6 protein-coding genes are annotated in these 13,214 nt (G+C 67.8%); all 6 read right to left on the reverse strand.

Translation table 11 applies throughout. From position 1 onward, the window contains the following. Positions 1-83: 83 nt before the first annotated feature. Complete coding sequence (locus AC0OLQ_RS25415) at positions 84-8,669, reverse strand: golvesin C-terminal-like domain-containing protein (protein ID WP_484528367.1); 8,586 nt, start codon at positions 8,667-8,669, stop codon at positions 84-86. 169 nt (positions 8,670-8,838) lie between these two features. Beyond that, positions 8,839-9,621 carry a S1 family peptidase gene (locus AC0OLQ_RS25420; protein ID WP_484528368.1) on the reverse strand — a complete coding sequence of 261 codons (783 nt, stop codon included), beginning with the start codon at positions 9,619-9,621 and terminating at the stop codon, positions 8,839-8,841. A 74-nt stretch (positions 9,622-9,695) separates the two neighbouring features. Further along, on the reverse strand, positions 9,696-10,628 hold the full coding sequence (locus tag AC0OLQ_RS25425) for a rhomboid family intramembrane serine protease (RefSeq protein WP_484528369.1): 933 nt from the start codon (positions 10,626-10,628) through the stop codon (positions 9,696-9,698). Between the two features lie 39 nt (positions 10,629-10,667). Beyond that, positions 10,668-11,306: a L,D-transpeptidase family protein gene (locus AC0OLQ_RS25430; protein WP_484528370.1), complete on the reverse strand. Its 639-nt coding sequence runs from the start codon at positions 11,304-11,306 to the stop codon at positions 10,668-10,670. Positions 11,307-11,687: 381 nt separating this feature from the next. Then, positions 11,688-12,479, reverse strand: a complete 792-nt coding sequence (locus AC0OLQ_RS25435) for a DUF4184 family protein (protein ID WP_484528371.1) — start codon at positions 12,477-12,479, stop codon at positions 11,688-11,690. Between the two features lie 22 nt (positions 12,480-12,501). Next, positions 12,502-13,200 carry an HAD family hydrolase gene (locus tag AC0OLQ_RS25440; RefSeq protein WP_484528372.1) on the reverse strand — a complete coding sequence of 233 codons (699 nt, stop codon included), beginning with the start codon at positions 13,198-13,200 and terminating at the stop codon, positions 12,502-12,504. Positions 13,201-13,214 lie beyond the last annotated feature (14 nt).

Consider the following 13,214-nt stretch of genomic DNA (forward strand, 5'->3'; position numbering starts at 1 on the left):
TCGCAGACATGGACCGCCACGGGCAAGCCCCGCCCCTCTGACGACCGTCAGAGGTCCAAAACTCGCCCGCGGCGGCCACTCGTCTAGTACTCCACGGTCAGGCAGTTACTGCCGCACGTGTTCGGGTTCATCGCCTTAAGCGCTAGTTGTTCCAACTCATACAGAGGGTCATGCCTGAAGGTCGGCACTCCAGCGCGTCCCCCAGTGTAAGACCCCTTTGTACTCGTGGAATTGATCTCGTTCCTAGCCGTCTCTCCAAGTCGTATACTGACAAAGTTGTTGCGCATGTCCTTGCTCGACTCTGGACCGTAAAGAGGCAGATCGCCGGCTTTAGCCGAGGAGTGATCAAGTTCATGAGCGACCGCGAACATCATGGCATCGTGCTCAGAGACACCCAGCACACGCATAGCCCCAACCCAGAGCCCATGCTGGTAGGCATTCATTTCCCTTTTGTCCCAACCGTACTTTTCCTTCATCTTTGCAACTTCCGCCCAAGACCATTCCGAAGCCTTCTGAACCGCAAGACAATCTAGCCCAACGTCGTTACAAACGGCGATCTCGTGTGGCCCGAGCTTGTTACCTTTAGGACCATCGCCTTGCCGGGCGCACATCCATGAAGGGGCGTCGTCGGTAAGGCAAAGACCCGCCTCCTCTGTGTTGTTCGTCTTCGCAATCTCCTCAACTTGCGCCTTGAGGGAGCTGAGCGGTCTTGCATCCACCGTCTGCCCGTCGGGAAGTTCGTACAGTTGACATGTGTCGTCGCCACATGGCTTGTGTCCGTCGTCCTCGATCCTGCTGATCGGGTTGCCGCCACCAAAGGCGTAGCGGTTGCCAGTCCATGGGTTGAGACCGAGCTTGAGGTCGGAGATCGCGCCGTTGTAGCTGTCGCGTGACAGGAACCGGTTCAGGCCGGGGTCGTAGTCCCGAAAGCCCATGTCATACGAGCCGGAACTTTGGTCCCACCGCTTGGCGTTGTAGCGGTAGGCGTTGTACGGCTCCTTGGTCGGATCCTGCGCGTCCGGCTTGTCGATACCCGTGAACTGGGCGTCGTCGTTCTTGCCGTACGCGGTGTATCCGTAGGTGGCCTTCGTATCGCCGGTGTCATCGGTCAACTGCTCGACATCGGTGTGCGGGTCGTAGCCGTAGTAGGCGTTCTCCTCGGTCCCGTCGTCCTTGTGCGTGATCTGGGACAGGCGCTGACCCCACGGCGAGTACTGGTACGACTTGGTCAGCTTGCCGGCGACCTCCTCGTCAAGCACCTCGCTCGACAGGCCGAGGTAGCTGAACGTGGTGGTCTTCTCCTTCGTGCCGCCGGCGTCGGTCGTCTTGGTGGCGGTCCGGTCCAGCGGGTCGTACGTGTACTTCGTCGTCGACGTGCTCGTGCCGTTGTTCTTGCGGTTCTCGACGACGTGGTCGAAACCGTCATAAACGTTGCGCTCGAGAACCGTGCCCGCGGCGGTCACCGTGTCGAGGCGCCCGAACGGGTCGTAGTTGTACGACGAGGTCGCGCCAGCCGCACTGGCGGTGAGGAGCCGGTTCCGGTCGTAGTTGAACCTCGTCGTGGTGCCCTTGAGGGTCTGCTCGATGACGTTGCTGTTGGCGTCGTGGATGTAGGTTTCCATGCCGGCGCCGTCCCCGGTCTTAGTCAGGGTGGCCAGGCGGTCCCGCGGGTCGTAGGTGTAAATGCTGGTGGTGCTGAGGTACGCCGAGTGGTTGTCGGCGTTCATCTTCCTGGCGACGTCGCGGGTGCGGTTGCCGTTCAGGTCGTAGGTGTAGGTGTGCTCCGACACCACCGTCGCGTTGGACTTCTTCTCCACCTGGGTGTTCAGCAGCCCGTCGAGGTAGTACGTGTAGTCGACGGTGTTGCCGTTGCCCTTGGTTTCCTTCAGCTTTTCGCCACGGTCGGTGTAGGTGAAGGTGGTGGTCTTGCTGCCCGAGTCCGTGGCGGACTTGCCGTTCACCACCTCCGACACCAGGTCGCGCGGGTCGTAGGTGTAGCCGGCGTACTGCTTGTCGTGGGTGGTGGTCAGCGGTGCGCTGTTCTCGTTGTAGCTGAACGAGGTGGCGTTGGTGACCGTTCCGGACTTGCTCTCCGTGACCGTCTTCACCTGGTTCAATCCGGTGTAGACGACCGAGTAGTCGTCCACCCGGGCGCCCGGAGAGGAGTCCGTGATCTTCTCCAGGTTGCCGTTCGGGTCGTAGCGGTAGCGGTAGTCGTGCTTCTCGTTGTCCGCCTCACCTGTGTTGTCGCGGACGAGCTTCACGGCGTCGGCGACGACCGTGCCGGTCGCCTGGTCGGACAGCGACACCTTGTGGCTGTTGCCCTCGGTGAAGCTGTACGAGCCGAGGCTCACCCAGGTCCCGGTGTTGGTGCTCTGGTTGACCGTCTTCGGGGTGCTGCCGCCGCCGTGGCTCACCGTGTACTTCGCGTCGATCGCCGCGCCGGTGACCTGCGGGTAGCGGGCGAAGACCTCATACGTGCCGGACTGCGGCACGTTGAGTTGCCAGGTGAACGTGTTCGAACCGGTCCCGGCGGGGCGGGTCGCGTAGTTGGTGCCGTACTCGCCGGTGGCCGAACTCGCGACGGTCCAGGTCCCGGTCGCCGACGCGTTGTTGAACTCGGAGTTGTCAACGAGGACGACCTGCTTGCCGACCGGCACGCCCTCGTCCGAGCGGGACTTGAGCTTGCCGTCCGGGAAGTACGACCAGATCATCGTCCGGTTCGACGACCCGCCGGCCGAGGTGACCGTTCGCTCGGTCTGGGCACCCAGGTCGTTGTAGTCGTACGAGGTGACGATGTCCCACGGGTCGGACGAGGACTTCGTCCAGCCGTTGTCGTAGTAGGTGTACGTGGTGTCGTTGCGGTCCGTCTGCCCGGCCGACGGGGGCGCCGACAGAGTCGTCAGGCGACCCACGGCGTCGTACTGGTAGGTGGTGACATCCGCCGTCTTGTAACGGCTGTCGTCCTGGTCGTACGCGCTCTGGGTCTCCTTGACCCGGTTGAGCTTGTCGTAGACGGTGACCGTGGCGAAGTCGTTCGCATCCAGGTCGGTGGCCACGCCGCGGGGGGTGATTACCTTGGTCTGATTGCCGACCTCGTCGTACTCGTACCTTGTGGTGCGGTAGGTGATGGTGCCGTTGTCGTTCTTGTGCGGCACCTTGACCTCGGACGGCTTGCCACGCGGATCGAGGGTGACCTCGGTGGTGTTGCCGAGCTGGTCGGTGGTGGCCGTGACCAGGCCGTCACGGTCGTAGGTGCTGCTGGTGGACTTGCCGAGCGCGTCGGTGCTCTTGGTGACCCGGTGCGCCTGGTCGTACGCCAGCTTGGTGGTGTAGTCGGCGGTGTCGGCCGTCGCGTTCTTGCGCGGGTCGACCACGGTGACGACGTTGCCGACGTTGTCGTACTCGTAGGTGATCTTGTCACCCTTGGCGTTGGTGACGCTGGTGAGCTGGTAGATCTCGTCGTAGCCGTTGGTGGTGGCGTAGTCACCGACATCCAGCGAAAGGTTGCCCTTGGGCTCGGTGGTGGTCAGCAGGTTGCCGACCTTGTCGTAGGTGAACGACGCCTTCCGCTCTGGGTCGCCCGCGACATCCACCGGCGCCTTGGTCCATTTGAGCTGGTCGGCTTCGTCGTAGTAGGCCGTTGTGACGGCGGCGTTCGGCGCGGTCGACTCCGTGACGTTGTCGTTCGCGTCGTACGTCGGTGCCGGGGTGGTGATCCAGTCATCGCCGAGCTGGTCCTTCGCGACCTTGTTCTCCAGCGGACGGCCGAACGTGTCGTACGTCTGCGTGGTGTCGTGGGTAAGCGCGTCGGTCACCTTGAGGACCTGGCCACGTACGTCGTAGACGAACTTCGTCTGCTTCTGGTCGGCGTCCTTGATGGTCTGGGGGTAGCCGTTCGGGTCGAAGCCGTTGTACCCCGTGGTGTTGCCGTTGGCGTCGGTCGCCGTCAGCATCTGACCCCAGGCGTCGTACGTGTATGTGGTCTTGTAGTCGTCCGGGTCGGTCGTGGTGTTGCCGATCGGGTCGACGACCCAGGACAGGTCACCGTCGGCCTCGTAGCCGAAGGTTGACTTGCGACCCTTCGAGCTGGTCTTGCTGACCAGGTCGGCGACGTAGCCGCCCAGCTGGTACTGGTAGGTCAGCGTCGTGCCCGGCCAGCCGTTCTTGACCGCCTCCGCGTCCTTGATCTCCGTCGGATAGCCGGTCTTCGGGTCATACTTCCAGCTCGACACCGCGCCGTTGTCCTCGGTGAGCGTGGTGACGTTGTGGTCGTCGTCCCAGCCCAGCGTCGTGACCTGATTCTTCGCGTTGGTGGTCTGGTACGGGCGGCCATAGCCGTCCATCCGGTACGCCGTCGCGTGGTTCTCCGCGTCGGTCACCGTGGCATCGATTTTGGTGCCCTGCGGGCCGTCCGGGTCGACGTAGCCGAACTGGGTCAGTTTGTCGAGCCGGTCGGTGTAGGACTTGGTGGTCCAGTGGAACTTCGGGTCGTCGCCGGTCTTCGGGTAGTTGTACTCCAGCTTGGTGGCGTAGGAGGACTTGGCAGCGTTGGCCCGCGGGTCCGTGATCTTGACCAGCTTGACGTTCTTGTTGCCCTGGGTCATGTCGTAGGCGAACGTGAACGTCTTCGGCGCGCCGTTGGTCGACCCGGCACCGTCGATCATTTCGCCCAGCAGACCCTTGTCGGTGTAGGTGAAGATCAGCTTCCGCCCGGAGATGTCGGTGATCTGCGAGACGTGGTCGATGATCTTGGGGTTGGTCAGGCCGCCCGTGGCCCGAACCTTGGCCCAGGTGGTGTCGTCGATGTAGTCGTACGTCTGCCCCTTGGCGTAGTAGTCCAGGGTCAGCGTCGTCCGGCCGGCCGGGTCGGTGATGTACTTCAGGAACTTGGTCGGCTTGTTGTTCGACCGCCGCTCCTCGTAGGTGAAGGACATCTCGTTGCCGTTGTTGTCGACAGTGCTGGTGAGGAAGCCCTCACAGTCGTAGTAGAACTGCGTCCGGTCCGGCTTCGTCAGCCGCCAGGCCCGCGGCTCGTCGGTGTTCGGCTTGCAGTCGAGGCTGGTGACCTTCTGCAGGTAGAGGTGCACGCCCTTCGGGCTGATCCACTCCCCCGTCTGGTCGTTCAGGGTGAAGCGGTGGGCCGTGCCGTCACCGTCGGTAAGGGTGACCGTCCTCGGGTTCGGGTTCGGGTGGAAGTCCAGCGGGGTGCCCAGGCGCATCATCGACGACGCCTGCAGCGACCAGCCGAAGCCGGCTGCGGAGTCCGAGGTGTCCAGCGAGTTGTAGGACATCCGCACGAACGTGGACAGGCCTCGCGACGGGTTGCTGAGCGCGTTGTACGACCAGACGCTGTTGCCGGCGTACAGGTTGTTCATCAGCGTGCCGCCGGCACCGGTGTTCTTGCCCGCGTACGAGTAGAACTTCTCCAGGCCGAGCTGGTCGGAGGTGGGCTCCTCCACCGCGATGTCCTGCGCCAGTGCACCGACTCCGGTCAACTTGGTGCCGTCGGCCTTGCTCAGCTCCCACTTCAGCGTGTAGTTGTTGCGCCGGTTGCCGTCGGCACCGGTTGCTGGAGCCTTCACCTGGGCGGTGACGTCCACGCTGCTCGTGCCGATCTGACCGATCGGCACCACGTCCACGGGCAGCGGCGTCCGCAGCGAGGTCCCGGCCGTCGGGACCGGCGAGCCGTCCGGCAGCGTCCAGCTGTACGACAGCGCCCAGTCGCTCTTGAGCCAGGTGGCGGACGTCGTGTTGGCGATGGTGACCGGGACGCTGTAGGTGCCGTCGGTGGTCATGGTCGACGGGGTGGTCGGCGCGTAGTAGGTCTGCGCGGCGTCCGGCTGGGTGTAGATCACCTGCAGCTGCGGGCGCAGCGGCTGGGTGCCCTCGCTGGATAGGAAGAGGCTGTCCTCCTTCAGCCGGCCGGCCTCGTCGGCGTACTTGACCAGGAAACCCTTGTTCGTGCCCGGGCTGGTGACCCAGTTCTGCACCGAGTCCTTGACCGTCCAGCGCCGCCACTGGGGCGGGTCGTCGACGCCGAAGGGGCCCACCGCGGCCATGGGCGTCGTCGCGTAGTCACCGCCGGCGACGGTCCAGTTGGTGGTGCTGGTCGCCTTCTTCCAGGTCGCCACGGCCGGGTCGAACCCGGTGTTCAGCGGGTACGCCTGGTAGGTCGACACCTGCGAGGTGCCGATGACGGTGCTGAAGCCCCACACGTTCAGGGAGCTGGAGAGCACCTTCGCGTTCGCCGGGATGGACGAGGTGTCGAAGCGCATCAGCGACCGGGTGTAGCCGTATGTGGCGGAGTTGTTGCCCACCATCAGCTGCGGCTTGCCGGCCAGGGTGTCGAAGTTGGCGTCCGGCTTGGTGGAGGAGAGCACGACGTCCGCGCCGGCCGGGATGGTCTGCACCACCTGGCCGGACTTGGGCAGCTTGGCGACCTGGGCCGCGGACGGCACCAGCGCGCCACCGGTGGTCTTGACCGCCACCTGGTAGTAGTACGTCTGGCCGTACGGGTCCGTGGAGGTCGCCGGGGTCGGCGTGGCGGTGGTGTCGGTGTACGACGTGACCGCCTTGTTCACCGGCGCGACCAGGGTGGCCGCGGTCGGGGTGAAGTTCGGCGTGGTCGACCGGTGCACCTGGTACTCGGCGATGTCCCCGCCGGAGTAGCTCGACCAGCGCAGCGCGGCGCCCGTGGGGTACAGGGTGCCCGGCGGGTCGAGGACGACGCCGGGGTTGCCGTAGGTGACGACCAGCTTCGGCATGTTCTGGGTCTCGCCGTTGAAGAGGTCCTCACCCGACTCGTAGCGCGGGCCGCCGTGGCCCAGCCGGGCCTCGTCCACGGCCTTGATCATGAAGCCGTGGTTGCTGGTCGAGTCGTTGAGCCACTTCTGGACCAGGTTGGTGGCGGCGAAGCTGTGCCAGACGTTGGTCTCGTTGGACTTCTTCAGCCCACCGGACTTCGTCAGCCGGACCGCGTCGGCGATCACCGCCGCGTTGCTGCCGGAGTTGGCGTCGGTCAGCACGACCCGGCCGACGGTGCCGGCCTTGAACGGGTACGTGCCCAGGCTGGCCCAGTCGGCGTTGGTGGGCTGCTTCTGGCTGATTGTCTTGCTGGCGACGGTACCGTCGCCGTAGGTGACGTTGTAGACCGTGTTCGCGTTGCGGTCGGTGGCCGGAACGTAGTGTGCCTCGACGGTGTAGTCGCCATCCTCGGGGACGGTGGGCATCCAGGTGTAGGTGTCCCCCAGCACCGCGTCGTTGTTGACGAGGTACGTCCCCTTGACGGCGTCCTTGGTGAGGCTGCTGGTGGAGGCCGGCCAGGCGCCCTTTGCCGCGACCTGACCAGTGTCGGTGTCGTCGACCATCGTCACCGTGGCGGCACCGGCGCCCATCTCGGCGTTGATGGCGTTCCAGGTGACCGTCTCGTCCCAGTCCTTGGTGACCTCGCGGACCTCCATCGGCACGTCGTACGCGTCGGTCGTGTGACTGGTGTCGTAGTACATCTGCAGCGACGCCGAGTCGACCGTGGTGTTGGCCGGGATCGCGTCCAGCCCGAACCGGACCAGGGCGCGCGAGGCGCCGGCCGTGGTGGTGCCCACCGACAGCCGCCAGAGGTTGCCGAACGGCTGCGCCGGGGTGTCCTGGGTGACCATCGCGTCGACGGCGTTGCTCCCGCTCGGCTGGATCTTGATGGTGGGGTCGACGGTGACCGGCCAGACCCGCTTCGGGTCGGCGAGCCAGTCCTTGTCGGCCGCCACGTCGATCGCCCACCGGCCACCCTCGGCCCGCAGCTTCTGGGCCACCTTGAGGCTGTACGCGAAGCCGTACGGCGACGACTTGTCGGCCTTGGCGTCGTACATGAACGGGGCCGGCATGACCAGCAGCACGCGGTTGTCCAGCGGGGATCGGAACTCGATCGCCCCATCCTCGCGCTGGGAGACCTTGAGCCGTCCCGCGTCGAGGGTGAAGGTCATCGCGGCGGTCGCGGACGCGTCGCGCAGCACCAGGCGCTCCTTGAGCGCGGTGGCGGTCACGTCGTACGCGAGGTCGACGCCGTCGGCGATGCCGGGGTAGGTGGCGGTGTGGCCGGTCAGCACCGGCTTCACCGTGCGCGGCGCGCCGGCCAGGCCGAGGGTGACCTGCTCGCCGTCGAGCTCGAAGCGGGTCAGCTTCGCCGTGGAGGCACCGAAGCGGCTGGCGAACGTGTTGGTGGTGTTGGCGGCGGCGAAACCGGCCGCCGTCGAGGGCGAGACGGTGGTGTCGATCGGCTGCCAGTTGCCCTTGGCGTCCCGGTAGTGGCGCGGCGCGGCGGAGATCTCCGCCTGGAGCCGGCCGTCGGACATCGCGAAGACTCGGGTGGTGGCGGTCCGCCGCCCGGTCAGCTCCTTCACCCGCTTGACGGGCTTCTTGCGTACACCGGTGGGAAGCTTCTGCGCCATGTACAGGCCGGCGCGGACCCCCTCGGCCGGCGCCTTGGCCCGGCCGCCGTTGACCAACTGCCGCGCGCCCCGCCCGAGCCGGTCCAGGAAGCTCTCCTCCTTGCCGGACGAGGCGGTCGACGACCGCTCCGGCCCGGATCGGCGGAGCACCTCCATCCCGCCGAGTGTGGCCACGAGGGCCAGCACCAGGGCCACCACCAGCGGCCCCCGCAATCTCTGTCTCACCCGTCGTCCTCCCCGTCCTCGTGAAACATGTGGGTAGGAAACTAGGGACGAGGCATACACGCGCAGCTATGTTTCCGATACGTCACGGTCGATCGGAGCGCCGACTTGGGCGTACGAACGGAAACGACGCCGGTGGCGAGGTCGCCACCGGCGTCGTTCGAGCGGAGGGTCAGGCTGCGGTCTGGTGGATCCAGTCGGCAAGGCGGTCGACCCGCTCGGTGGTCTCCTCCTGGGAGTGCGGGCACGCCGGCCCGTCGGACTCCACCGACACCAGCGCCTCGGTGCCGTCGGCGTTCTCGACGAAGTACGGCGCGCCGGAGTCCCACAGGCAGGCGCTGGTGTTCGCCGCCGGGGCGTAACCGACGACCATGACAGCGGAGCCGGCGATCCGGTTGATCTTGAACTGACCGGTCTGCAGGTGCGTGGTCGGAGTGGCGTCGACCGAACCGGTGGCGCCCCAGCCGGTCAACCGCAGGATGGTGCCGGTCCTGGGCGCGGTGGTGCTCACCGGGAGCGGCGCGATGTCGGTGATCGGGGTGGCCAGCTTGACGAGCGCCACGTCCTGCCGGGACGCCTGCCGGACCTCCACCACGTCGACGACGTGCCCGGTGGTGGCGGACAGGTCGGCGCGGCCCAGGGTGGCCGTCGTCGCGTACGGCACCGCACCGCTGACCCGGGCGCCGGAGGTGTTGTGGAAGCAGTGACCCGCGGTGATCACCCACTGCGGGGCGACGAGCGCCCCGGAGCACGCGCTGTCGTACGTGGTGCCGTCGGCACGCGGGATGTTGGTCATGGTGAGCTTGGTGGAGAACTGGTACTGCCCCTCGGCGACGTCGGACCCGTTGGCGACGGCGTGGGCGGTGCCGGGGACGGTCAGCACGGCGGACAGGCCGAAAAGTGCGGTGGCGGCGCTGGCCCGGAGGACCCGCGCAAGGCCGGACGAACGATTCATACGGGGAACGGTAGGAAAGGCCGATACGGTGCCAGCTATCGTCGAGCTACTTCCATGTGCCGGGTCCGGCCCTGTCAGCTGGTGAGGTCGAGCGACTTCAGCACCACCAGCGCGAGGAGCAGCACGGCGACGACCACGGTGACCGCCACCTGCACGGCGGTCCGCCGCTTCGCCGGCGCGTAGGCGAGCCCAAGGCCGACGACACCACCGGCCAGCAGACCGCCCAGGTGCCCCTCCCACGACGTCCAGCCGGCGGAGAACACCATCCAGATCAAGAACGGGATGATCACCCGGTTGGGGTCGATCGGGTGGTGGTGCAACCGTCGGGTGAGGATGAAGTAGCAGCCGGCCAGGCCGTAGATCGCGCCGGAGGCGCCGACGGCCGCCTGGTGCGGGTCGACCAGGAACCCCAGCACTCCCCCGCCGAGCGCGGACAGCAGGTAGACCGCGAGGAACCGGGCGTGGCCCAGCCGCTCCTCGATCACCCGGCCGAGCAGCCACAGCCACCACAGGTTGAACGCGATGTGCAGGATGCCGAGCGCGCCCTGGGTGGGCAGCAGGTGCAGGAAGGACGAGGTGATGAGGCGGTACCACTCGCCGTGCGCGACCCCGATCGGCTCGTACCCGGGGCGGGTGACGCCGTCGTCGACGTAGCGCTGGCCGGCGTCGTCGACCAGCCCGGTGCCCAGGCTGTCGAACTGGTCGAGGACGGCCGGGTGGACCAACTCGACCAGGTACGCCAGCACGATGAGGGCGACCAGCGCGTACGTGACCAGCGGTCGGGCGACCAGCCGGCCACCGAAGACCGTGCGGGCCTGGCGGACGGTGCGGTTGTCCGCCCGGACGCACTCCGGACAGCGGTGGCCGACCGGCGCCTCGCGCATGCAGTCGGGGCAAATGTGGCGGTCGCAGCGGGTGCAGCGCAGCAGCGTCTCCCGCTTGGGGTGTCGGTAGCAGGTGCTGGCGGCGTTCTCGGCGGGCGACTGGCCGGTGCTGATCGTGTCCATCGGAATGCGGTCCTGGCTGGCTCGTGGGGGGCGGGGGGGTCAGTAACGGTCGAGCCGCTCGGCGGGGCTGAGCACGACGTGCGGCACCGCCACGGGATCGAGCCAGGTGAGCACCGCGACCAGGTGCTCGTGGGCGAGGCTCACACAGCCGGCCGTCGGGTTGCCCTCGGCGCGGCTGAACTGGTGCAGGAAGATGCCGCTGCCGGCGTGCGGCACCGGGGCCGGGACGGTCGGCGGCATGTTGTAGCTGATCACGGCGAAATGGGTGTACGCGGGATCCTCCCGCCACAGCGCCTCGCTCTGGCCGCCCAACGGCTCGGCGGACCGCTGGAAGCTGTTGTAGTGCGGGGAGTCCGGCTCGGCGTTCCACCAGTCGTCGACGGCCACCCGGTGGTAGGGGTAGCGCACGCCCGGGTCCGCGGCGATGCCGTAGATGGTGGGGCCGATGGCGTAGACGCCGGTCGGGGTGGTCGGCACACCCTCGACGTGCCGGTCGCTGAACCCGTCGGCGCCGATCCGGGCCGGCAGCGCAGGCAAGGCCGGCCGCCAGTCGCCGCCGGCGCGCTCGTAGGTCTCCAGGGTGGCGTGGGTGGTGCGCCAACCCTCGCCGGTGACGATGACGACCTGCCGCGTGTGCGGTGGCAGGGAGGTCAACCGGGCGGCCCTCGACGGCTTCACGCGGAGGATCCTCGCACGTGGCCGGTGGTCCGCACCGCCCCGCCCGGGTGATCTCCGAGAGGTGGCCGGACGGGTCAGGACCGGGTCCGCAACTCCCCGGTCCTGACCCCCAGCCGTCCGGCGTGGTAGCGGTCTTCGCCGTTGCGAGCGCGGCAGGCGTGGCACGCCGCCAACGCCGGGCTCATACACGGCGAGCCGGCCCGCCTGCACTCAGCTCCACGGTGCCCAACTACCGGACTTCGGCGCGCCCCCGACTCACCCCGAAGAGTCGTGGGCGCGGGCTCAGGTTAGGCAGGTTCTCGCAGGCCGGACAAGGTTCGGCGGGCCCGGGAGAATGTGATTGATACCAACGTTGAAATACGGCATGTCGGCGTAACAGGGTCAGCCGGACCAGCGCTGTTTGTCGTCGAGGCGATAACCACGCCCGGCGTCCGGCGGAGGCCTGTTCAGGGCCCCGGCCGCGGCCGCCCCGGCGATCATCGCAACCGCCGCGAGGTGCAGCAGGCGCACCCCGGCCGGGGCCGCGACGGTGGCCGCCGGCAGGCCCGGCAGCAGCAGCGCCCCGAGCCCGGTGACCGCCAGGGCCACCCCCCAGAACACGCCCGGCCGGGCCGGCGGCGCCAGCGGCCGGACACCGTCGAAGATCTCACGCCGGCGGGCGGCGCGCACCGCCAGGGCGGCGACCAGCAACCCGCCGCCGAAGGTGCCCGCCACGTCGGCCACCTGCCACCAGTAGAGGCCGGTCAGCGCGTGGAAGTCGGCGATGCCGAGCAGGCGCGGCCACCGGTCGCTGTGGGTGATCCGGTCCCAGGCGACGTGGCTGAACGCGCCGATCAGCGCCGAGCAGACGGTGACCTGCCAGGGGTGCCGGACGCCGGCCAGCGCGGCGTGGTCGGGCCAGCCGAACAGCCGCTGGCCGGGCAGGTGCACCGCGATCCCGGCGATCACCCGGCGGACGATCCAGGCGTAGCCCAGGGCGACCGGCAGGCACCACCAGAGCAGCCCGCCGAGGGTGTGCGTGCGCAGCCCGAGCGCGAGCCCGGTGCCGGTGAACAGGTAGCCCACGTCCGGCGCGACCGCGCCGGTGGCCAGCGCCACCCCGTCGAACCAGTGCGGGCGCCAGAGCTTCAGCGGCAGCACCGGCGCCAGGTGCGACGGGAAGGTCAGCGGCACGCCTGGGACGTTACCCGCCGGATCAGAAGTGCCGGACCAGGTCGGGGAACGCGGCCAGCCGGATCACCCCGGGGTCGGACGGGTCCAGCTCGTCGTGCTCCAGCACCCAGGTGTTCTCGTTGGGGATGAAGACCGCGTTCAGGCCGGCGGCCCGGGCCGGCAGGATGTCCGAGCGCGGGGAGTTGCCGACCATCCACGCGGTGGCCGGATCGAAGGCGTGCTCCCGGGCCAGCCAGCGGTAAGTGTCGGCGTTCTTCTCCGGCACGATGTGCGCGGCGCGGAAGTGGTGCAGCAGCCCGCACGCGTCGAGCTTGCGCTGCTGCTCCTCGCGCTCGCCCTTGGTGAGCAGCAGCAGCTCGTGCCGGGTGGCCAGGTCGTCCAGGGTCTCCGCCACGCCGGGCATCAGCTCGACCTGGTGGCCGACGAGCGCCGCCGCCAGGTCGTCGATCTCGGCGCGCTCCCGGTCGGTGGCCGGGCGCGCGCGCAGCTTCTCCAGGCACTCCCCCAGGCTGCGCAGGAAGACCTTGCTGCCGTAGCCGTGCGCGACCGCATTGGCCCGCTCAATGTCGTCGAGCACCGACCGGATCTGGATCCGGTCCAGCGTCGGATGGTCCAGCCAGGTGAGGAAGTCGTCGATCACCCGCTCGAAGAGGACGTTGTTCTCCCAGAGCGTGTCGTCGGCGTCGAAGACCAGCACCGCGGCCTCCCGGCGCTGTGGCATTGCGAACTCCTCCC

The sequence above is a fragment of the Micromonospora sp. Utrum1 genome, assembly GCF_057197805.1.